The sequence below is a fragment of the Micromonospora sp. WMMD1128 genome, from assembly GCF_027497235.1.
Taxonomy (GTDB): Bacteria; Actinomycetota; Actinomycetes; order Mycobacteriales; family Micromonosporaceae; genus Micromonospora.
This window is the reverse complement of the sequence record NZ_CP114902.1, coordinates 2,488,261-2,511,002: the sequence shown is the minus strand read 5'-3', so window position 1 is coordinate 2,511,002 and position 22,742 is coordinate 2,488,261. Positions and strand designations below refer to the sequence as shown.

Sequence of the window (22,742 nt, the reverse complement as noted above, 5' to 3'; positions counted from 1 at the left end):
GGCGACGGTGGCCCGACCGCCTCAGCTCTCGGCCCGACCGGCCCGCCAGTAGCCCATGAACGCCACCGCCCGCCGGTCGAGCCCACGTTCACTGACCAGATGCCGGCGCAGGCCGCGGATCACCGCCGCCTCACCTGCCAGCCAGGCGTAGAGCGCCGCGCCGTCGGCCCGGTCCGGCACCTCCCAGAGGATCTCCGGCTCCGCCTCCCCGCCCCCGCCCGCCGGCGCGTCGGCGGACGGACCCGCCGGCCGGTCGGCTGACGGCGCGGCGGGCGCGGCGGTCGGCGCGGGCAGCAGCCGGGCCGCGAGGGCGGTCACGGCCGGGGTGAGCCGACTGCCGTGCGGGGCCCCGTCGCGCGGCAGCCAGGTCACGGTCACGCCGACCGGCGTGCGGCACGGCAGCTCGTCCCCCGCCGCCGGCACCTCCACCACCGCGTGACCACGCGCGCCGGCCGGCAGCCGGTCCAGGATCGCGCAGATCGCCGGCGCGGCGGTCTCGTCGCCGGCCAGCAACAGCGTCGCGTCGGCCGGCGGCCGGAACTCGACCCCGCCGTGCTCGCCCGCGTAACCGGCGTCCGGGCCGACCACCGCGAGCCGGTCACCGAGGCGGGCCCGACGCGCCCACCGGGTCGCCGGGCCGCCGTCGCCGTGCAACGCCATGTCCACGTCCACCTCGTACGCCTCCGGGCGGACCGCCCGGACCGTGTAGGTGCGGATCGGGCTGCGCCGGTCCGCCGGCAGGTCCCGCCACCGCGCGAACCAGTCCGGCCCGTCGGGCAGCTCCCCGGCCGCCCCGTCGGCCACCGGCAGGGCCAGCTTGATCCGCTGGTCGTACCCGTTGTCGGCGAACCGGTCCAGGTCCGGCCCGGTGAACGTGACCCGCAGGAACGACGGGCCGAGCCGGCGCAGCGCGCGGACCTCCACGGTGAACACGCGCCACGGCGCGACGGCGAGCGTGCTGGTCATGATGACGTCCTCTCGGTCTCAGTGGCCACTGGCCGCCGTGCGGGAACGCCACAGCAACCAGACGAAGTAGGGAGTGCCGATCATGGCGGTGACCAGGCCGGCGGGGATCTGCGCCGGCGCGATGACGGACCGGCCGAGCGTGTCCGCGAGGCTGACGAGCGTGGCGCCGAGCAGCACCGCCACCGGCAGCACACGGGTGTGCCGGCCGCCGACGAGCGCCCGCGCGGCGTGCGGCGCGACCAGGCCGACGAAGCCGATCACGCCGACCGCGGACACGGCGGTGGCGGTGAGCAGCGCCGCCAGGCCGAGCGCGATCAACCGGGCTCGCTCCAGCCGGACCCCGAGCACCCGGGGCGTGTCGTCGTCCAGGGCGAGCAGGTCCAGCTCCCGGCGTACCGCGGCCACCACAGGGACGGCGAGCAGCAGCGCGAGCGCCACCGGCAGGACCTGCGGCGCGGTGCGCCCGTACGTGGAGCCGGACAGCCAGGTCAACGCCTTGCCGGTGTTCCACGGGTCAGAGGACACCACGATGAACGTGATCACTGCGGCGCCGCCCTGCCACACCGCGAAGCCGATCAGCACGAGCCGGTCCGAGTTCAGCCCGCGCCGCCGGGCCAGCCCGTAGACCAGCGCGAACGCGGCGACCGCACCGAGCCCGGCCGCGCCGGAGAGCGCGAGCACGCCGGCCATCGGGGCGAACGTCAGCAGCGACACCGCGCCGATCCCCGCGCCGCCGGTGATGCCGAGGATGCCCGGCTCGGCCAGCGGGTTACGGCAGACCGCCTGCACGGTGGTGCCGGCCAGGGCGAGCGCCGCGCCGGCCAGCAGCGCCGCCGCGACGCGCGGCCACCGCGCGTCCAGCACGAAGGTGTACGCCGGACCGGTGCGCCCCTGCACCCAGTTGACGATGTCGCCGAGCAGCACCCAGGTGTCCCCGGCGAGCATGCCGAGCGCCAGCGCCGCGACCGCCGCCACCGCGACGGCCACCACCACGGCGGTGTGGAAGGCACGCGAGCGTACGGCCGCGTGGCCGCCCGGCGGTTGCCGGGTGGGCCCGGCGTCGCGGTGCCGGCGGGCCAACCAGACCAGCAGCACCGCGCCGAAGAGCGTGGTGACCACGCCGGTCGGCACCTCCACCCCGGCCTGCCCGCCGAGCACGGCGCGCAGCAGGACGTCGGAGCCGAGCACGACGATCACGCCGACCATGCCGGACAGCGGCAGCAGCACCCGGTGCCGGTGCACCTCGGGCACCCAGCGGCCGAGCAGCCGGACGATCACCGGCGCGCCGAGCCCGACGAACCCGATCGGGCCGGCCAGGGTGACCGCCGCGGCGGAGAGCAGCACCGCGAGCAGCACCACGCCGAGCCGGGTGCGGCGCACGTCCAGCCCGAGCACGGTGGCGGTGTCGTCGCCGAGGGCGAGCAGGTCCAGCTTGTGCCCGAGCGCGACGAGCAGCAGCGCGCCGACCCCGATCACGGGGGCGAGCTGGGTGAACGCCACCAGGTCGCCCTGCACGAGCGAGCCGTTGCCCCAGGCGAACAGCCCGATGGTGGCCTGCTCGAAGAGAAGCAGGAGCAGCATGGTCAGCGAGGCGAGCGCCATCGCGGTGGCCGAGCCGGCGAGGATCAGCCGGGTCGTCGCGGCCTGACCGCCGGCCGACAGCAGCATCACCAGTCCGGCCGCGGCGAGCCCGCCGCAGAACGCGAGCCCACCTGCGGGCAGCGCCGGCAGCGCGATGCCGAACGCGGCGGTGGCCACGATCGCCAGGTGCGCCCCGGCGTTCACCGCGAGGGTGTCCGGCGAGGCGAGCGGGTTGCGGGTGGTCGACTGGAGCGCCCCACCGGCGAAGCCGAGCGCGACGCCGACGGCCAGCCCGGTCAGCAGTCGGGGCAGGCGGGAGGCGACGAGCACCCGGGCGGTCTCGTCGTCGCCGCCGGTGAGCAGCCGGAGCAGGTCCAGCGCCCCCACCGCGGAGGTGCCCTGGGTGAGGTGGACCGCGGTGATCGCCACCAGCAGCGCGGCGGCGAGGGCGAACGCGCCGGCGACCCGGCGGCGGGCGGGTGGCGGCCCGACCGGGGCCGGCCGGGTGGCCGGCTCCGGCGGGGCGGTGGCGATCATCGGGCTCAGGCCGTGTAGACGGCGACGAGCTGGTCGACGTACTGCTTCGCGGAGAGCGTGCCGCCGAAGGTCCAGATGCCGTTCGGCATCTTGTGCAGCTTGTTCTGCTGCACGAACGGCAGCGAGCGCCAGATCGCGTTGCCGGCGAGCCCGTCGGCGAAGACGTCCTCGCCGTCCGAGGCGTTGTAGAAGAAGTGCAGGTCCTGGCCCTTGAGGACGGTCAGCCCCTCGACGTCGGTCTGCCCCAGCCCCCACATCGGGTCGGTCTTGCCGGTCCACGCGTTCTTCAGGCCGAGCTGGATGCCGAGCTGGGAGACGAGCGCACCCTGGCCGAACATGCGGATCGACACCGTGCTGCCCTCCTTCCAGCCGTCGGCGAAGGCGAACTGCCGACCGGCCGCGCCCGCGTCGGCGATCTTCTTCCGCCCGTCGGCGAGCGCGGCGTCGAAGTCGGCGAGCAGCTTCTCCGCCTGCGCGGTGCGGCCCGTGGCGGTGGCGATCATGGTGAGGTCGGACCGCATCCGGCCGAGGTTGTCGGTGGCGTCACTGCCCTTGGTGACAAGCACCGGGACGTACTTCTCCAACTGGGTGACGATCGCCGCGCCGCGTTCGGCCTCCATCACCACCAGGTCCGGCTGGAGCGCCACGATGGAGTCGACGCTCGGCTCGCCGCGCGTACCCACGTCCTTCACGCCCGGGTCCAGCGGCGCGGCGGTGACCCAGGTGGCGTACCCCTTGGGGTCGGCCACGCCGACCGGCATCACGCCGAGGCCGACGAGCATCTCGACCTCACCCCACTCCAGGCCGACGACCTTGGCCGCCGGGCTCTTCAGGGTGATCGCCTTGCCGCGGCTGTCGGTGACGGTGACCGGGCCGGTGGCCGGCGCGTCCGAGGCGGAGGGGGCGGCGGCGGGCGCCTCGGTGGTGCCGCAGCCGGCGATCAGCAGCGCGGTCGCGGCGGCGGCCAGCAGGGTGAATCGGGTACGCAACATCGGTTTCTCTTCTGTGGCAGGGATGGATTCAGTGGGTGGCGCGGCTGGTGTGCCGGCCGACGGGGCGGGTGGAGAGCAGGCCGGTGACCGCGTCGACGGTCACCTCGACCCGGATGCCGTACGCCTCGGTGAGCGCCGCCTCGGTGAACACCTCGCGCGGGACGCCGGCGCCCCGCACCCGGCCGGAGTGCAGAAGCACGACCTGGTCGGCGACGGCGGCGGCCTGGTTGAGGTCGTGCAGCACCACGCCGACGGCGACACCGGCGATGTCGGCGAGCTCCCGCAGCAGGTCGAGGATCTCCACCTGGTAGCGCAGGTCGAGGAAGGTGGTCGGCTCGTCCAGCAACAGCACCGCGGTGTCCTGGGCCAGGCAGGTGGCCAACCAGACCCGCTGGAGCTCACCGCCGGACAACTCGTCGACCGGACGCCCGGCCATGCTGTCGACGCCGGTGACGGCCATCGCCCGAGCGATCGCGGCCGGCCCGTCCGGGTCGCCGGCCCGCCACCGCTGCCGGTACGGGTGCCGGCCGTAGCCGACCACGTCCCGCACGGTGACCCCGCTCGGGGTGGGGCGGCTCTGCGCCAGCAGCGTGACCCGGCGGGCGAAGTCCCGGGCGGACAGCGCCCGCGCCGGGGTGCCGTCGGCGAGCACGATCTCGCCGTGCTCCAGCGGGTGCAGTCGGGCCAGGCCACGCAGCAGCGTCGACTTGCCGCTGCCGTTCGGACCCACGAGCGCGGTCACCGCCGCCGGCCGTAGCGTGATCGCGGCGTCGTGCACCACCGTGGTCCCGTGGTAGCCCAACCGCAGCTCACTGCCCCGCAGGCCGTCCGCCCGCACCGTTCCGCTCGTCACGAAGGTTAGGCTAACCTAATCCCCAAGAGCGATGTCAAGCCGCCCTCGACCGTCCCTCATTCCGCCGACCCGACTCACCCGGCTGATCGACGTTGCACCCCTCCCTCCCCCGAAGCGCGCGGGCGCTCGTCCCGCCAGGCCGACAGCGGAACCCACACCACCCTCGCCAGCGGGCCGCCCTCGCCACCCTTGCCAGCGCCACCCTCTCGCCGGCGCAACCCTCACCGGCCCACTCCTCGCGCCGCCCGCGCCGACCCACACCCGGACTCGCGCGCGGTCACGGAGAGTAGCATTGACAGAGAGTAGCGCCCCGCCGGAGCACCTCCCGAATACAGCACGGACAAAGAACCCACAAAGGATAAAAACGCTCGACGCGGGCCCGCGCGCCCCTCCCCTCCCGCTGCCTTTGCTCTGCACCCATAGACGCATCGCTAACGGAAGGTGTTCGATGCGTCTATGGCTGCAGAGCAAAGGCGACGGAGGAGGAGTCAGCCGTCCGGAGGAAAAGTTACGCAGAGTCACATCCGCCGGAGGATTGCCGGCCCCGTGACCCGCCCGGCCCATTCACTTGCTCGGCCGGAACGTGGCCGGCGCCGGCTACCGTGATGCGGGAGCCAGTGCCGCGAGCCGCTCCGAAACCACGGCACGGCGCCATGCTCGACCCTCCCCCGCCCGACCCCGCCGCCCCTCGCCGCCGTCCCGCCCCGCCGCGCGGGAGCACCGCCGCGCGGAGGGGGGCGGTCCGTGCCACGATTCGGGCCACTGGACGATCTGACCGGTAAAACAGGCCCCACCTTGCACCCATTTGCCCCGTCTTGATGCCCGTGGTGTCGGGGAGACATCGGTAGGCCGGACGCCAGTTCGGTGAAGTGGCGGTATCCGACCACTGGCGATACCACCACTCCACCGAACTGGTGCCGATCACTGGCCAAACGATCGCCGCGCACGAGACCCGGCTGGAGAGCAGACCACCCCGCGGCCGCCCGTCGATGGGACCGACGGGACGGCGGTGAGACGAGATGGCACCAGGGGAAGGGGCTACAGGGAGACCACCCGGCCGCCCAACGTCACGACCAGGCGCCCGTCCGAGGCGAACGACCAGCCGAGCGCGCCCGACCAGCCGGAGCAGCGGGAGCCGTTCGAGCCGGACCAGAACTGGTTCGAGCTGTCCACGTTGCCGACCGTCTTGTCGTTCGAGCCGCTGCCGCTGCGGCAGGACGTGTTGCTCCGGAAGACCGAGGTGCCGGCGTCGAACGAGAAGTTGCGCTCGCCGTTGTCGATGCTCAGGTTGTTGGAGATCGTCATCGAGCCCGGGTTCCGGTTGTAGGTGAAGCCGTGCTTGCCGTTGCGGTACGCGATGGTGCGCCGCACGGTGTGGTTGACCGCGATGTCCTCGCCGCCGAGCTTGAAGCCGTTGCGGTCACCGTTGGTGTTCTGGGTGCCGTTGCTGAGCGTGCCGTTGTTGTAGGACAGCGAGTCCTCGATGGTCACCGGCCCGATCGCGCCGGTGTCGGTCTTGGTGTAGAGGTCCCAGCCGTCGTCGATGTTGTTGTGCGAGACCGCGTACCGGAACGTGTTGCCACTGCCGACGGTGAGCTTGGCGGCGAACCCGTCGGCGTCCTCGCCGTCGGAGTCGGCGTTGTCGTGCGACTCGACGCTGATCATCAGGTTGTTGGCGGGCCACTGGTCGCGCGGAGTGCTGGAGGAGATCCGGGACAGTTGCAGGCCGGTGTCGCGGTTGAACCGGGTCACCGTACGCTCGATGATGTTGTTGCTGCCGCCGACGGCGATGCCGTTGTCGCCGGCGCGTTCCACCACGATGCCCCGCACGTGCCAGTAGGACGCGTTCAACGCGAGGCCGCGGTTGGCCGAGTCCTCGCCCATCGCGGAGAAGTTGAGGATCGGCGTCTCGCCCGGGTAGGCGTACAAATTCTTGCGGGCGCTCGCGGTGCCGTTGTTGCCGGCGGCGATGGTGACGGTCTGGGCCAGGCTGTAGGTGCCGCCGCGCAGGTAGATGGTGCCGCCCGCGCTGACCCGGGTGATCGCCGCGGCGATCGTGGTGGGGCTGGCCTGGGTGCCGGGCGCGCTCGCGCTGCCGTTCGGCGCGGCGTACACCGCTCCGGTCGTCGGCGGCGGAGTCGTGGGCGGCGGCGTGGTCGGCGGCGGAGTGGTGGGCGGCGGGGGTGCGGTGGTCGGTCCCGGCGGCGGGGTGTTGGTCCCCCCGGGGTCGGTGGGTATCGCCCCGCCGCAGGTGACGCCGTTGACCGCGAACGACGTCGGCTTCGGGTTGCTGGCGTTGTTCCAGGTCCCGTTGAAGCCGAACGACGTGGTCGCGTTGGTGCCGAGGCTGCCGTTGTAGCTGACGTTGGCGGCCCGGACCGAGGCGCCGGTCTGGGTGATGTCGGCGCTCCATGCCTGGCTGACGGTCTGTCCGGCGCCGAAGGACCAGGTGACGGTCCAGCCGTTCAGCGGGTCGCCGAGGTTGGTGAGGTTGACGTTGGCGGTGAAGCCGCCGGACCACTGCGCGGCCACCGTGTAGTCGACCCGGCAGCCGGGCGCCGCCTGGGCGGCGGTCGCGCCGAGGGCCAGGCCGGAGGCGACGAGCGTCGCCGCCGCGGCGGTGGAGGTCCACAACGCCGTACGGCGCTGTCGGTTGATCATGAGGTTCTCCTGCGGGTGGTGGTACGGTGCCAAGCCGACATCGACACCGATGCCCTGTCGGTGTCGCCGGCTGGCCTTCCAGCCCGGACGCCAGTCCCCTCGCGCGCCTCTCGCGCAGAAAGCGCTTTCAGCGCAGACTACTGACGTACCTCGATGCGGTCAATCGGATCAGCGGACGGTGAACGATCCGGCCGCCGCGCCCGTACCCATGCCCGACAGGGACATCGTCCGGAACCGCGATGCCGGAGCGGGCACGAGCACGATTCCTGCGTCTCACTTCGCACCGCGGAGTGGCGGAGCGGCACGCACGCCGCGCCGGCCCTCCAGGTCAACCAAAGGAGAGGTGCATGGCCAGGGGTACGCGCAACAACGCGGTCCTGAAACTCGGTGGGGTGGGCGCCCTCGCGGCGCTCCTGCTCGCCGGCGGGCTCCAGCTGGCGTCCGCCGACGAGAACGGTGGGTCGGCCGCGTCGGCCGCCGCGCAGACCGTCAACTGCCCGACGGTACGCGACAAGCTGCCCGCGGTGCCCGCGGCGGCGAACGCCGAGGTGGAACGGGAACTGGCCAACCTGGACCAGGAGATCGCCCGGCAGAACGAGCGGCTGGCCCGGCTCGCGGTCCGGCCGGAGGGCGGGCCGGCCTTCATCGACAACGCCATCCTCGGCCCGCTGAAGAGCAAGCGCACCGCCGCGCTCGACCGGATCGAGATCGCGTTCAACCGGATCGGCGCGCAGCGCCCCAACCTGGACGCGCTTGCCACCTGCGGACTCAACGCCGCCGGCGTGCCGAGCGCCGTCAACGGCAACGCTGGCCAGAACGGCGGCGCTGGCCAGAACGGCGGCGCGCAGAACGGTGCGGCGGCGCCCGGGCAGGCCCGGACCGTCAACTGCCCCGGCGTACAGCTCGCCGCGGTCCCCGCGGCGGCGGCCGGTCAGGTGCAGGCCGAGCTGGCCGCCCTGGACAAGCAGATCGCCGAGGCGAACGCCCGGCTGGCCCAGCTCGCGGTCCGGCCGGAGGGCGGGCCGGCCTTCATCGACAACGCCATCCTCGGGCCGTTGAAGGACAAGCGTGGCGCCGCGCTCGACCGGATCGAGATCGCGTTCAACCGGGTCGGCGCGCAGCGCCCGAACCTGGACGCGCTGGCCGCCTGCGGCCTGAACTGAGGTGTAAGGAGGGGCCCCCGCTTAACGCATTCGGTAGAGGCGGGGGCCCTTCTTAACGCACGCCGGAAATGGGACCGCCGAGCCGGGGTGGTCCGCTCGCCGTACGCTGCGATGACCATGCATCTCCACTTCGCGTTGCTCGGGCCGTTGACGCTGGCGAAGGACGGCGTCCTGGTCGCGCTCGGATCGGCGAAGCAACAGCTGGTACTGGCGGCGCTGCTGCTGCGCCCGGGCGAGGCGATCCCCGCCGACGAGCTGGCGGCGATGGTCTGGGGTGACCGACCGCCCGCCTCGGCCGCGGCCAACATCCGCACCTACCTGCGTGGCCTGCGCATGGTTCTCGGCGGTGCGGCCGGCACGGACCGGATCCGTACCACGCCGGGCGGCTACCTGCTGTGGGTCGGACCCGGCGAACGGGACCTGGACCGGTTCGACGCGGCGGCGGCCCGGGGCCGGGCGGCGCTGGCGGCGGGTGACCCGGCGGGGGCGCAACCGGAGCTGGCGGACGCGCTCGGCCTGTGGCGCGGGCCGGCCCTGAGCGGCCTTCCGCTGCCCCGGGTGCTCGCCGGTCGGGTCGACCGGCTGGAGGAGCGGCGGCTGCTGGTCGAGGAGGACGCCGCGGCGGCGGGACTGTCGCTTGGCGACGCGGCCCGGGTGGTGCCGAGGCTGCGTGCGCTGCTCGACCGTCACCCGCTGCGGCAGCGCGCCTGGGCCCAGCTCATGACCGGTCTCTACCAGCTCGGTGACGTGTCCGGGGCGCTGGCGGCGTTCCGGCAGGCCCGGCAGGTGCTGGTGGAGGAGACCGGGATGGATCCGGGCCCCGAACTCACCCGGCTGCACGACGACATCCTGCACCACCGCCTCGGGCAGCGGCCCGCCACGACCGGGGCGGCCGGGGCGACAGTGGTGCCGGCCGGCGCGACGATGGTGCCGGCCGGCGCGACGGTCGTGCCGCCGCGCCAACTACCACTCGCGGTCGCCGGGTTCGTCGGTCGCGGCGCGGAGATCGCCGTGCTCGACGCCGCGCTCGGCCGCCGGATCGAGCAGCCCGGCGCCGTCAACATCGTCACCGTCAGCGGCATGGCCGGCGTGGGCAAGACGACGCTCGCGCTGCACTGGGCGCACCACGCGGTGGACCGTTTCCCGGACGGCCAGCTGTACGTCAACCTGCGCGGCTACGACGACGGTGACGCGGTGCTCCCGGCCGATGCCCTGCTCGCCTTCCTGGAGACGCTCGGCGTGCCGACGGGTCGGATGCCGAGCAGCATCGACGCCCGGGCCGGACTGTTCCGCAGCCTGCTGGCGTCGCGCCGGATGCTCGTGCTGCTCGACAACGCGCGGGACGCCACGCAGGTGCGCCCGCTGCTGCCCGGTGCGGGCCGGTGCGCCGTGCTGGTGACGAGCCGCGACCAGCTCACCGGGCTGGCCGCGGCGGAGGGTGCCCGACCGGTGACGCTCGGGGTGCTGACCGCCGGCGAGTCGACGCTGCTGCTGCGCCGCCGGCTCGGCGACGGCCGGGTCGCCGCGGACCCGGCGGCGACCGCTGAGATGATCGAGTCGACCGGTCGGCTACCGCTCGCCCTCTCGATCGTGGCGGCGCGCGTCGCCGCCCGGCCGGCGTTTCCCCTCGACGCCGTGGCGGCCCAGCTACGCTCGCCCGACAGCCGGCTGCGGCTGCTGGCCGGCGGCGACGTCAGGCGGGTCTTCTCGTGGTCCTACCGGGCGTTGAGCGCCGACGCGGCCCGGCTGCTGCGGCTGCTGGGCCTGCACCCCGGTCCGGACCTGACCGGTGACGCCGTCGCCGCGCTCGTCGGTGGCCCCGGGGCCGCGGTCGCGCCGCTGCTGGCGGAGCTGACCCGCCTGCACCTGCTGACCGAGCACCGACCCGACCGGTACGCGCTGCACGACCTGCTCCGGTCGTACGCGGTCGAGCTGACGCAGTCGTACGACCGGCCGGAGGAACGGCGGGACGCCCGACACCGGATGTTCGACCACTACCTGCGCGTCGGGCTCTCCGCCGCGGCGCTGCTCCAACCGACGTGGACGCCGGTCGGGCCGATGCCGCCGCAGCCGACGGACGTTTCGGTGCCGATGTCGGACCGGGCCGCGGCGGAGGCGTGGTTCCAGGCCGAACGGTTCGTCCTGCTGCGGGTGCTGCGGCAGACCGCGGCGACCGGTTTCGAGCGGCACACCGGCCAGTTCGCCTGGGCGCTGGCCGCCTACCTCGCGCCCCGTGGCCTCTTTCAGGACCAGTTGGCGGTCCAGCGGGTGGCGCTGGACGCGGCCAAACGGGTCGGTGACCTGGGGGCGCAGGCGCTGGCCCGACGCATGCTGGCCCGCGCCCTGATGCGCCTGGGCGACCAGGACACGGCCGAGCACCACCTGCGGCGGGCGATCGAGTTGTACGAGCAACTCGGCGACCTGGACGGTCTCGCGCTGATCCTGCGGCACCGCACCGAGCTCTGCACCCAGACCGGCCGGCTGGCGGAGGCGCTCGGGCACAGCGTGGAGGCGCTGCGCGTGTCCCGCCTCATCGGCAACGACTACGCCGAGGCGCGGGCGTTGAACAACAAGGGTTATCTGCACGCGCTCACCGGCGACCACCGGCAGGCGGTCGTCGACTGCACCGAGGCGCTGGCCCGGCAGCGACGATCGGGTGACCGGGTGGGGCAGGCGTCGACGTTGGACAGTCTCGGCTTCGCCTATCACCGGCTCGGCGACCCGGCCCGGGCCGCGGCCTGCTACGAGCAGGCGGTCCGGCACTTCGTCGAGTCGGCCAACCGGTTCCACGAGGCGCTGACCCTCATCCGTCTCGGTGAGGCCCGCGCGGCGATGGCGGACGTGACCGGGGCCGTCGAGGCGTGGCAGCGGGCGCTGCGGATCTATGACGACCTCGGTGATCCGGCCGCCGAGGAGATACGGGGACGGCTGGCCGGACTGCCACCCGGCTGACCCGGCGGGCCCGGTCAACCGGGTCGGGCGGTCTGGAGCTGGTCGCGGATCAGCGCCTCGTAGTGGCGCCCGTGTGCGATCAGCTCCTGGTGGGTGCCCTGCTCGACCAGCTGCCCGTCCTCCATCACCCCGATCAGGTCGGCGTTGACCACGGTGCTGAGCCGGTGCGCGATCACGATCCGGGTGCACGACAACGCGGTGAGCACCTCGTCCACCTGGCGTTCGGTGACCACGTCCAGGTGGCTGGTCGCCTCGTCGAGCAGCAGCAGCGGCGGGTTGTGCACGAGGGCGCGGGCCAGGGCGAGGCGTTGCCGTTGCCCGCCGGAGAGCCCGCCGCCCCCCTCGGTCAGCTGCGTCTCGTACGCCATCGGCATCATCATGATCTCGTCGTGGATCTGCGCGCGCTGCGCGGCGAGGACGACCTCCTCGTAGGTGGCGGAGGGGTGGCCGAGCGAGATGTTGTCGCGGATCGAGCCGGCGAACAGGGCGGGCTCCTGCGTCACCATGCCGCACGACCGGCGCAGGTCCCGGAAGTCGAGGTCCTGCAGGAGGCGGCCGTCGAAGCGGACCTCCCCCTCGGTGGGCACGTACAGCCCGATGATGGTCTTGGCCAGCGTCGTCTTGCCGGATCCGGTCCGGCCGACCAGTGCCACCTTCGCGCCGGCCGGGACGGCCAGGTCGATGCCGCGTACCGCCCACGGCGCGTTGGTGCTGTAACGCATGCCGACGCCGGTGAGGGTGACCTGGCCGGTGATGCGTCGCGTCGGGCGGCTCGTCGACGCGTCCTGTTCGACGGCCTCGTCCATGACGTCGCGGATCCGTTCCAGGTGGGTGCCGACGGTCTGCAACTGCCGGGCGGTGTTGACCAGGCCCATCAGCGGGGTGAGCACCGCGGCGGCGAGCGCGTTGAGCGCCAGCATGGTGCCCAGCGACATCCGTCCGGCCACGACCTGGTGGGCGCCGACCCACAGCAGCAGCATCGGCGAGCCCATCCGGAACGCGGTGAGCAGCGCCTCGACGCCGGTCTCCAGGCGGCGGCGGTGCAGGGACGCGAACTGGCGGCTCTGGAACAGCCCGGACCACCGGCCGAGGACCTGCTGCTCGGCGCCCATCGCCTTCACGGTCTCGGCGCCGGCCAGCACCTCGACCGCGTAGTTCTGCTCGTCGGCCTGGGCGGCGATGTCGCGGTGGGTACGTTCGCGCATGGCCCGGTAGGTGGCCACGATGGCGGCGAGCTGGGCCAGGCCCAGCCCCAGCACCAGCGCGGCGTAGAGCGGGGTGAGCGCCAGCAGCAGGCCGACGTAGGCGACCACGAACAGCCCGTCGAGGACCAGCGACATGGTCTGACTGGTCAGCATGTCGCGGATGACGGTGTTGCTGGACATCCGCATGAGCAGGTCGCCGCTGCTGCGGAGCTGGAAGTAGGAGTACGGCAGGGCGAGCAGATGGTCGAAGAAGCGCCGCATCATGGTGTCGTCCATGCGGGCGTGCAGCACGTTGAGCGCCAGGCCCCGGGTGTAGGTGCCGACGCCCTGGACCGCCAGCAGCAGCACCATTCCGGCGCCGAGGACGGTGAGCGCGTCCACCTGCCCCTGCCCGATCACCACGTCGACGGCGAACTTGGTCACCAGCGCGGGCAGCAGCACCGCCAGTTGCAGCAGCAGCGAGACGAGCAGGACGAGGCCGAGCAGCGGGCGGGAGAAGGTGAGCATGCCGTGGGCGAACCGCAGCGAGGCCAGCCGGCCCGGTCCGGGGCGACGCGCGAACCGTTCGTCGGGGGTGAGCTCGATGGCGATGCCGGTGAAACCGGCACCGAACTCCTCCCGGCTCAGCCGCCGCCGGCCCATCGCCGGGTCGACGACGACCGCGCCACGTTTGTCCCAGCGTTCCAGCACCAGGTAGTGGCGGAAGTTCCAGTGCACGATCGCGGGCAGTTCGAGCTGTGGCAGCGCGTCGAGGTCGACGCTGACGCCGCGGGCCCGCATGCCGTTCTCGCGGGCGAACTGGGCCATCTGCAACGCGGTGGCGCCGTCGCGGCCGACGCCGAGCCGGTCGCGGCACTCGGCGACCGAGGTCCAGCGGCGGTGGTGGGTGAGGACCATGGCGAGGCACGCGGCGCCGCACTCGGTGGCGCTCATCTGGAGCATCACCGGCACCCGGCGGCGCGGCCGGGGCGGGGTCCCGCTCACCGCAGCGCCCCGGTGACCTCGGGCAGCATCTGCAGCAGGGTGGGTTCGGCCACCACGAGGCTGAGCCGGCCGTAGGCGCGACCGGCGGGCGCGCCGGACAGCAGGACGACGGTGGCCGGGCGGGCCGCCTCGGTGGGGATCCGCCAGCGCCGGGCGGCTGCCTCGTCGTCGACGATCTCCGAGCGGACCACGCGCACCGTGGTCCGTCCGGTGTCCTGGTTGAGGGTGACCTCGGCGCCGGGCGCCGGGTCGACGCGGCCGGCGAACACCGCGACCAGGTGCGGCCCGTCGGCGCTCAGGACGGCGCCGTCGACCGCCCTGGGCACCCGGGTGACCGCCGCGAACCCCACGCAGACCAGCAGCAGGGCGGCGAGCGCGACGAGCGGCCGGCGCGAGGACCGGATCGTACGCCGGGCCGGTTCGCCGGGCGGGCGGTGGTGGTAGGTCGCGAGCGCCTGTGGACGGTAGGGCCAGATCGGCGCTTCAGCCACGGTTGTCACGCTCCCCGGCCGGTCGTGGCGGTTCGACGAGTAGCACCGACGGGACCCGGTCGGGCGCGGCCAGGCGGAGCAGGTTGTAGCCGATTCCCGCGATGCCGCTCATCAGGCCGGGCGTCTCCGCGCCGAGCGGGACTCCGCACAGCCAGCCGTCCTGGTCGATGTAGTCGAGGATGCTCGCCGCGACCAGTTCGGCCTGCCGGGCGGCGGCGGCGTCGCCGAGGACCCGGGCGGCGGCCAGCACCGCCTCGATGTTGCCGAGGTCGCCGTGGCAGATGCTGTGGTTGCCGGTGCCGGTGATGACCTCGCCGGTCAACCCGAAGCGGAGCATGCCGGCCAGGGCGTCGCGCAGGTCACGCTCGACCGGTTCGCGGTCGTCGACGTAGCCGGCCAGGTCGGCGCGGGCGAGCGCGATCCCGGGACCGCCGTGGCACCAGGCGATCATCGAGTATCCGTCCGGCGTGGTGTCGCGCAGGTCGAGCCAGCACGTCTGCTCGGGGTCGAAGGCGGAGCGCTCGTAGCGGATCGCGCCCTCGACCAGCGGCAGGTGGTCGCGGTGACCGAGGACGCGGTCCAGCCGGGCCAGGGCGACGGCGATGCCGGAGCCGCCGTGCGAGAAGCCGGCAAGCGGACGGCTGGGGTTCACCGAGCCGGCCCAGCCGATCCCGTCACCGGCCGGCTCGGCCTTCGCGCGCAGGATGGCGGCGAACGTGCCGGCCGCGTCGAGCAGGTGCGGCGACGGGCGCGCCGCGTGCAGCGCCAGCAGCCCCAGGATGGCGCCGGCCGAGCCGCTGATCACGTCGTACGCGTCGTCGGCGGGGGCGAGGTGCAGCAGCACCGGCACGATCCGCTCGGCGGCGTCGAGCAGGTCCTCCCGCCGCCACAGCGCGCCCAGGTGACTCAGCGCGTACAGCGGGCCGCCCAGCTCGTTGAACGCGCCGACGGTGAACTTCTCCAGGTTCGCCTTCGGCGTCTCGTCGAGCAGGTCGACCTGGCGGGTGAGCATGGTCGCGACGACCTCGGCCGCCGCCCGGAACCGCTGCTCGCCGGTGACCTCGCCGAGGTGGCCGAGGAACAGCGCGATCCCGGACAGCCCGTTGTAGAGGTCGATCCCCACCGGGCCGAGCTGCCAGATCCGGTCGGCGACCAGGGTGTGCCCGAGCCAGGCCAGCGAGTCGTCGCCGGCGTCGGCGGTCAGCAGCAGCCGGTCTCCGGCGGCGCGGGCGGCGGCGAGGAACCGGTCGGCGGGGGCCGGGGTGGTGGCGGCGGTGACCCGGTACTGCGACCATTGGCCCTGGCTCTCCACGCCCATCGTCAGCGCGGCCAGGGAGCTGCGCAGGATCCACGTCTGCTGGGCCAGGTGCGCCTCGGAGAGCCCGCCGATGCGCTGCCGGGAGCGGTCCAGGCCGCTGGTGGTGAGCACGTCGGCGATGACCGTGCCGTCCCCGGCGACGAAGTCACGCGAGGCGGGCGTGGTGCCGAAGATGGGGATGTCGCCGCGGCTGAGCTGCGCCTGCTCGGCGGCGGCGATCCGGGTCTCGGCGCCGGGCCAGTCCTCCTGGAGCCAGAGGAAGCTGAGGAACCGCTCGCGGTCCAGCGCGTTGCGCAGCAGGTCCGGGTGCCGGCTCTCCTGGAGCAGGTTGCCGTAGGTGCGGGTGGCGCGCAGGATCACCCGCACCTCGTCGCCGGCGAACGCCGCGACCGGTCCGTCCGGGGCCAGGAGGTCGTCGCGGTGGCGGTGCAGCAGCCGGTACGTCCGGTCGAAGCCGGCCAGGATGTCGTCGCTGAAGTCGAGCGTGTGGTGCGTCGCGCCGTCGAGGCTGGGGAGGTTCTGCCCGCCGCCCATCTCGATCCGCTTGCGGACCAGGCGCATCCGGTCGGTGCCGGACTCCTCCCAGGTGGCCACCGGGGCGGGGGTGAGCTGACCGGCGGTGCCGGCCAGGCCGCTGAAGTCGACCCCGCCGATGCCGTCGTCGTCCTGGTAGATGATCGGCCGGGGCAGGAGCCCGACCTCGAGCACGGACTCGCGCATGGTGCGGAACGACTCCACCGAGACGCCGACCTGCCGGTCGGTGTGCTCGCTATCGGGGTGGAACAGGGCTTCCAGGTCGACGAGCATCGGGTGCTCGCCGGCGGCGATGACGTTCTCCAGGTGGAAGTCGACGGCGGCGAGGCTGTGCAGCAGCGCCAGGTAGCCGCCCTGGCGGGTGTAGAAGCGGCGCAGCGCCTCCTGGTCGGCGCACGGCCCGGCGGCGACGAACTCCGACCAGCCGTACTCGCCCCGGTCGAGCACCCACATGGTCCGCAGCGGCGGCTGCGCGCCGCGGTCGTTGAGCCAGTCGAGCAGTTGCTGGAAGTGCAGCTCCACCTGGAGTCCGCGCGGCTTGTAGACGGCGCGGGCGCCGTTGGCGAAGCGGACGAAGCCGACCGAGCGCCCGCCCCGGTGCGAGTCGCCCGCCCCGAAGGACACGCCGGTCACGGCGCCGAGCCCGGCCGGGTCGCCGAGCCGGTCCGCGAGCGCGGCCTGGTCGGCGACGAGGCGGCGGGCGAACTCGACCCGGGCGTCGACCCAGTTGTCGACCAGGACGGTGGCGTCCCGGGCCAGCACCGGGTATTCCATCAGGACGTCGAGGGCGTACTTGGGGTCGCGCAGGCGTCGGGTGAAGTCCTGGAATCGTTCCTGCGGCGTGTGGCCGGTCAGTTGTCCCTGGACCCGCAGCACGTTGAGTTCGAGCACCAGCACCCGGCCGACCAGCAGGTTGATCGCCGCGGTGGGCGGGTCGCAGAGCTGGTCGGCGAGTAGGTCCGCGTCGACGTGCGGTCCCGGTGCGGCGGCGCACGCCTCGCGCACGGCCGCGCGTACCCGGCGCAACCCGTCGTCGACGAGCGGGCGGACCAGTTCCACGAAGGCCGCGTGCGGGTGCGGGTCGTGCCGGTGCTCGTGGTCGTGGTCATGCTCGTGGTCGTGGTGGTGGTGCTCCTGGTCGGCGGCGGTCCCGCCGGGGCGGTGGTCGCGCCAGGCCCGCTCGATGGTGCGCACGTGGTCCGGCACGTCGGCGAACCGGCTGCGGACCGTCTCCGGCATCTCCCCGAGCACCCGGACCAGGGCGGGCTCGTCGAGGCCCAGCGCGCGCAGCCAGCTGTCGAACAGCTCCGAGTCGCCGGCGAAGACCGGCTCCTCCCGCCACCGCCGCAGCCGCAGCCGGCCCCGCTCCTCGTCCACCGGACCGACCGGCGCCCCGGCGCCGAGCCGCTCCGACAGGGAGTACGCCAGATACCAGTCGGGGTGGGAAACGTCCACCGGTCCATCGCCGGTCAGGTGCGACTGCGTCATCGGTGCTCTCTCTCGCGCGGCGGTCGGGTCTCGCGGGTCCGACGGCGCCCGGGCGCGTCCCGTACGCCCGGGCGCCGTCGGTGTGGTGGATGGATCAGGCGGTGCACAGCCCGCAGGTCGACTGCGTCTGGCAGGTGCCGCAGGTGGTGCCGCCGCAGGTGGCGCCGCAGGAGCCGCACGGCGTCTCGCGGGCGGTGAAGCCGCCGCAGCAGCCGAGCGTCAGCAGGTACTCGGTGCGCGCGCCGGCGATGTGCGCGAGCACCTCGTCACCCAGCTCGACCACGCCGCAGGGGTGCTCGGGCAACGCCGCGAGCTGCTCGGCGGACAGGCTCGCCCGGTACTCGGGGTCCTTCCAGGCTTGCACGATGTTCATCGGGGTTCTCCTCGGTGAATTCTTCGATGGCCGGCGGCGGAACGCGCCGTGGAGGGCGGGGGCGCGTCGGGCCGCCTCGGTGGATCGGTCAGCCGCAGCAGCCGACGGTCAGCGCCGCGCAGGTGCCGTTGCAGACCGTGCCGTTGATGGTGAAACAGCCGGCGACCCCGGTGACCGCGGTGATGGTCGGGGTCGGGGTCCACGTGCCACCGGGTGCGGTGTCGAGTTCCTGGTCGCTCAGTTCGACGAAGCCGGCCGGGTTGGCCGGCAGGGCCGCCCGCTCCTCGTCGCTGAGCGACGCCCGGTAGACCGGGTCCTTCCACGCCCTGATGTAGTCCATACGAGTCTCCGATCGAAGTGGTGATGCATGGTGTCCGGGTGGGCCTCCACGGCCGGAACCGTAGGGCCGGCCTATGGCAGATCGATGGCACCGCGATGGTCACGCGGCGGCTCCAGCAGCAACACCGACGGCACGCCCGCCGGATCCGCCCGGCGCAGGAACGCGTAGCCGACGCCGGCGAGGCCGCTCATCAGCCCGGGCGTCTCCACGCCCCGGGGTACGCCGCACCGCCAGGCGCCCGCCTCGACGTCCGCCACCGCCCCGGCCGCGACCGTGGCGGCGTGCTGGGCCGCCGCGTCGTCGCCGAGGACCGCCGCCGCGGCCGACCCGGCCTCGGCGTTGCCCAGGTCGCCGTGGCAGATCGAGTGGTTGCGCAGCAGGTTCCGCGGATCGCCGAGGGCCGTCAGCGCGTGCCGCAGGTCGGCGCGGACGAGCGCGTCATCGCTGGCGTAGCCGAGCAGCTCGGCGCGGGCCAGCGCGATCCCGGCCGCGCCGTGGCACCAGGCGACCATGCCGTCGCCCGTCGGGGCGTCCGGGCGCAGGTCCCGCCAGTTGCCGGCGGCGTCGTCGTAGACCGTGTGTTCGTAGCGCAGCGCCGCGTCCACGGTCGCGCGATGCTCGTCGACGCCGCGGTGACGGTCCCAGCGGGCAAGCGCGGTGGCGATGCCGGACGCGCCGTGGGAGAAGCCGGCGAGGGGCCGGTCGCCGGAGAGCGCGCCGAGCCAGCCGAGGCCGCCGGCCACCGGGGACGCGCCGCCGGTCAGGTGCCGGGCCATCGCGCCGGCGCCGGCCAGCAGGTCCGGGTCGTCGGTCATCCGGTGCAGCGAGAGCAGGGCGAGCAGCCCGCCGGCCGTGCCGCTGATGATGTCGTACTCCCGGCTGTCGGCGGTGTGCGCGACCATCGCGGCGGCCAGCCGGGTGGCGACGTCGAGCAGGTCGTCACGGCGCAGGTCGGCGGCGAGGTGGCTGAACGCGTACACCGAGCCGCCCAGGTGGTCGAAGCCGCCGACGCCGAGGGTCTCGGCGACCGGCGCGGCGAGCCAGGCCCGCGCCTCGCGGAGCATCATCGTGGCGGCCCGGTCGGCGGCCCGCCGGTAGGTCGGGTCGCCGGTGACGGAGGCGAGCCGGCCGAGGAACAGGGCGATGCCGCTGATGCCGTTGTAGAGGTCCATGGCGCTGGGCCCGAGCACCCACACCCGGTCGGCGACCAGGCCCAGGCCGAGCCAGCAGATCCGGTCGCCGTCCTCGAGCGCGGTGGCCAGCAGCCGGTCCCCGACGAGGCGCGCCGCGTCCACGTACCGTTCGGGTGGGACCGGTCCGGGCGCCGGGCTCGCCGGGCTCGCCGAAGCCGGCGGTCGCCAGGTGCCCGCGTCCCCCATGATCAGGGCGGTCAGGGAGGCGTCGATGATCCAGCTCTGCTGAGCCAGGTGCTCCTCCGACATCCCGGCGAGGCGGTCCCGGACGGCGTCCAGCCCGGTCTTCCGCAGCGCGCCCGGCAGCACGGACCCGTCCCCGGCGACCAGATCCGTCGACGACGGCGTGGTCACGAAGATCGGCACGTCACCGGCGTGCAACTGCGCCAGTTCCGCGGCGACGAGCGCGTCCCGCTGCGGGCGCCGGTCGTGTCCGGCCCAGAGGTTCTCGAACCAGCGGTCCCGGTCCAGGGCGTCGCGCAGCAGGTCGGGGTGGTGCGCCTCGGTGAGCAGCCGGACGTACGACTCGGTGGCGCGCGCGACCACGCGGACCTCGTCCCCGGCGAACGCCGCCAGCGGGCCGGCCGGGGCGAGCAGCTCGTCGCGGTGCGCCAGCAGCAGCCGGTAGAGCCGGCGGTAGCCGTCGACGATCTCCGGCGCGAACTCGGTCACGTCGACCGCGCCGTCGCCGAGGGTGGGCAGGTTCGCCGAGCCGGGCAGCGCCACCCGCCGCCGCTCCAGGCGCATCTCGTCGGTGCCGAGGCCGTCCCAGACCGCCACCGGCCGGGCGGTCAACTGCCCGCCGGCGCCGGCCATCCCGCTCATGTCGAAGCGGTTGACCTGGTTGCCCTCGGTCCAGATCACCGGGGCGGGAAGCAGCCCCACGGTGACCGCCGAGCGGCTCATCAGCTCCACCCCGACGGCCTGGAGGTAGCCGGCCTGATCGTCGTCACCGGCCGGCCGCTCCCACTGCCAGTTGTGCAGCATCGCCTCCAGGTCGATGAGCATCGGGTGCTCACCGGCGGCGATCACGTTCTCCAGGTGGAAGTCGGTCGCGCCGAGCGTCTGGAGGAGGGCCAGCAGGGCGCCCTGCCGACGGTGGAACCGGCTCAGCGCGTCCCGGTCGGCGCAGGGTCCGCCCGCCACGAACTCGGTCCAGCCGTACGCGCCGCGGTCGAGCACCCAGAACGTCCGCAACGGCGGCTGCGCGCCGCGCTCGTCGAGCCAGCGCAGCAACTGCTGGAAGTGCCGGTCCACCTGGAGGCGGCGGGGCTTGTACATGACCCGTACGCCGGAGGTGAAGCGCACCACCGCGACGGAGCGTCCGCCGCGGTGGCTGTCGCCCGCGCCGAAGCTGACCCCGGCCAGGTCGCCGAGGGCGTCCGGGACGCCACAACGGTCGGCGAGGGTGGCGTGGTCGGCGACGAGACGCCGCGCGAACTCCAGCCGGGCGGCCTCCCAGTTGTCGACCACCCGGATCAGGTCGCGGGCGAGCACCGGATACTCCCGCAGCAGGGCCAGCGCGTGCTCCGGTTGCCGCAGCCGGCGCAGGAAGTGGTGGAAGCGTGCGTGCGGGTCGTCGCCGGGCAGGTCGCCGCGCACGCGCAGCACGTTGAGCTCCAACGCCATGACGCGGGCCAGCATCCCGTTGAGCGTGTCCGACGGGCCGGGCCCCAGGTGCGCGGCGAGCGCCGGCGCGGTCAACTGTGGATGGCCGGCGACGAGGGCGTCGATCCGGGACCGGAGCCGGTCCCGGGCGCTCGCGACGAGCGGCGCGGCGATCGTGGCGAACCCCGCGGCGTCGTCGTCGCCCTGGTCGGCCGGTGGGTGGCGGCGCCAGGCGTCGGTCAGCCGGCGCGCGTACCCGGGCTCCTCGTCGAACCGGTCCCGGACCGTCTCCGGCGCCTCGCCCAGCATCCGGGCCAGGCCGTCGGAGTCGAGGCCGTGCTCGGCCAGGTGCCGCGCCATCAGGTCGGGCCGCCTGGTGTGCACGGGCTCGTCCCGCCACATCTTCAGCCGGATCCGGCCGACCTCGACGTCGACGGGTCCGGCGGGTGACCGGCCGGTCAGCCGCTCCCGCAGGGAGTGCCCCAGGAACCAGGCGGCGTCCCCGGGCCGCACCGGGTCGGTGCTGTCGTGCATCTGCTCCGCCTCACTGCGCGGTTCGTCGCGCGTCACGTGCCGGCCGCCCGGATCCGGGCGGCTCATCTCGGGATGGGACCGGACGGCGCGGCGAGACCGCCGCGAAGCATCGAGGTGTACGCGGCGCTGAGCGCCGGGGTCGGCTCGACGCCGAGTTCGGCGTCCAGGCGGCTGCGGAAGGCGCCGAAGACGTGGACCGCCTCGTCCTGCCGGCCGGCCTGGTAGAGCGCCGTCATCAGCATGATCGCCAGCCGCTCCCGCAGGGGATATTCGGTACGCAGCGCGAGGAGCGCCGGGATCGCCTCGTGGAAGTTGCCCAGCCGCAGGTGCAGTTCCATCCGGTGTTCCAGGCACACGACGCGGCGTTCCAGCAAATGGTGTCGGCGGCTCTGCGCGTACGGACCGGGCAGGCCGGCGAGTGGCTCACCGGCCCAGATCTTCTCCGCCACGGCGAGCGTCGCGGCGGCGGCGGCCAGGTCGCCGGACGCCTCCGCCGCCGCGGCGCGCTCCACCGCCTCGTCGAAGTCGCCGAGGTCGATCCGGGCGCCGCCGAGGCGCAGGCGGTAACCGATGCGCAGGGTGTCGATCACCGGCCCGTCGGGACCTGCGGAGGCCGCCCGCAGGGTGCGCCGAAGCCGGTAGATGTAGGGCGGGATCAGCTTCGTGCCGGTCGGCGGGGCGTCACCGCCCCAGACGCCCTCCAGGATCGACGTCGGGGTCACCACCCGGCCGGCGTTGAACAGCAGCAGGGCGAAGACCGCCTGCTGGCGTACCGGCCCGAGGTCGAGCCACTCGCCGCCGACCTGGGCGTGCAGCGGGCCCAGGACGAAGAACCGGGTCCGCGTCACGGATTCGCACCGCTCACACCTGGCACCGCCATCGCTTCTCCTCCCCTGACCGCGAACCTGGCCGCCCCCCGGCCGCCACGAAGATCAATGCGTTCGGGGATGCTACGGGGGCCCGCGTACA

14 protein-coding genes are annotated in these 22,742 nt (G+C 74.0%); 2 read left to right on the top strand and 12 right to left on the bottom strand.

Features of this window, described 5'->3' with window-relative positions:
* Positions 1–21: 21 nt before the first annotated feature.
* The 5 genes from O7602_RS11475 to O7602_RS11455 all read right to left on the bottom strand — a co-directional run bounded on the left by O7602_RS11475 (position 22) and on the right by O7602_RS11455 (position 7,590).
* Positions 22–966: a siderophore-interacting protein gene (locus O7602_RS11475; protein ID WP_281588598.1), complete on the bottom strand. Its 945-nt coding sequence runs from the start codon at positions 964–966 to the stop codon at positions 22–24.
* Positions 967–984: 18 nt separating this feature from the next.
* Positions 985–3,084 carry an iron ABC transporter permease gene (locus O7602_RS11470; RefSeq protein WP_281588596.1) on the bottom strand — a complete coding sequence of 700 codons (2,100 nt, stop codon included), beginning with the start codon at positions 3,082–3,084 and terminating at the stop codon, positions 985–987.
* Positions 3,085–3,089: 5 nt separating this feature from the next.
* Positions 3,090–4,076 carry an iron-siderophore ABC transporter substrate-binding protein gene (locus tag O7602_RS11465; protein ID WP_281588594.1) on the bottom strand — a complete coding sequence of 329 codons (987 nt, stop codon included), beginning with the start codon at positions 4,074–4,076 and terminating at the stop codon, positions 3,090–3,092.
* 28 nt (positions 4,077–4,104) lie between these two features.
* Positions 4,105–4,914, bottom strand: a complete 810-nt coding sequence (locus O7602_RS11460) for an ABC transporter ATP-binding protein (RefSeq protein WP_281590255.1) — start codon at positions 4,912–4,914, stop codon at positions 4,105–4,107.
* A 1,053-nt stretch (positions 4,915–5,967) separates the two neighbouring features.
* On the bottom strand, positions 5,968–7,590 hold the full coding sequence (locus tag O7602_RS11455) for a cellulose-binding domain-containing protein (RefSeq protein ID WP_281588592.1): 1,623 nt from the start codon (positions 7,588–7,590) through the stop codon (positions 5,968–5,970).
* Positions 7,591–7,937: 347 nt separating this feature from the next.
* On the opposite strand from O7602_RS11455, the gene O7602_RS11450 reads away from it, so the two are divergent.
* Complete coding sequence (locus O7602_RS11450; RefSeq protein ID WP_281588590.1) at positions 7,938–8,753, top strand: hypothetical protein; 816 nt, start codon at positions 7,938–7,940, stop codon at positions 8,751–8,753.
* A 117-nt stretch (positions 8,754–8,870) separates the two neighbouring features.
* Positions 8,871–11,705: a BTAD domain-containing putative transcriptional regulator gene (locus O7602_RS11445; protein ID WP_281588588.1), complete on the top strand. Its 2,835-nt coding sequence runs from the start codon at positions 8,871–8,873 to the stop codon at positions 11,703–11,705.
* 14 nt (positions 11,706–11,719) lie between these two features.
* On the opposite strand, the gene O7602_RS11440 is transcribed toward O7602_RS11445, so the two are convergent.
* From O7602_RS11440 to O7602_RS11410, 7 genes are all read right to left on the bottom strand, one after another.
* Complete coding sequence (locus tag O7602_RS11440) at positions 11,720–13,894, bottom strand: peptidase domain-containing ABC transporter (RefSeq protein WP_281588586.1); 2,175 nt, start codon at positions 13,892–13,894, stop codon at positions 11,720–11,722.
* Complete coding sequence (locus O7602_RS11435) at positions 13,891–14,385, bottom strand: hypothetical protein (RefSeq protein ID WP_281588584.1); 495 nt, start codon at positions 14,383–14,385, stop codon at positions 13,891–13,893. Before O7602_RS11435 ends, O7602_RS11440 begins: the two co-directional genes overlap by 4 nt.
* Complete coding sequence (locus tag O7602_RS11430) at positions 14,378–17,725, bottom strand: type 2 lanthipeptide synthetase LanM family protein (protein WP_281588582.1); 3,348 nt, start codon at positions 17,723–17,725, stop codon at positions 14,378–14,380. The genes O7602_RS11435 and O7602_RS11430 overlap by 8 nt, the downstream gene beginning before the upstream one ends.
* A 94-nt stretch (positions 17,726–17,819) precedes the next feature.
* Positions 17,820–18,098: a mersacidin/lichenicidin family type 2 lantibiotic gene (locus O7602_RS11425; protein ID WP_281588580.1), complete on the bottom strand. Its 279-nt coding sequence runs from the start codon at positions 18,096–18,098 to the stop codon at positions 17,820–17,822.
* Between the two features lie 88 nt (positions 18,099–18,186).
* On the bottom strand, positions 18,187–18,438 hold the full coding sequence (locus O7602_RS11420; protein WP_281588579.1) for a mersacidin/lichenicidin family type 2 lantibiotic: 252 nt from the start codon (positions 18,436–18,438) through the stop codon (positions 18,187–18,189).
* Between the two features lie 71 nt (positions 18,439–18,509).
* Entirely contained in the window at positions 18,510–21,839 is a 3,330-nt protein-coding gene (locus tag O7602_RS11415) for a type 2 lanthipeptide synthetase LanM family protein (protein WP_281588577.1), read from the bottom strand.
* Positions 21,836–22,621 (bottom strand): BTAD domain-containing putative transcriptional regulator, encoded by a 786-nt coding sequence (locus O7602_RS11410; RefSeq protein ID WP_281588576.1) that lies wholly within the window; start codon positions 22,619–22,621, stop codon positions 21,836–21,838. The genes O7602_RS11415 and O7602_RS11410 overlap by 4 nt, the downstream gene beginning before the upstream one ends.
* Positions 22,622–22,742: the final 121 nt, after the last annotated feature.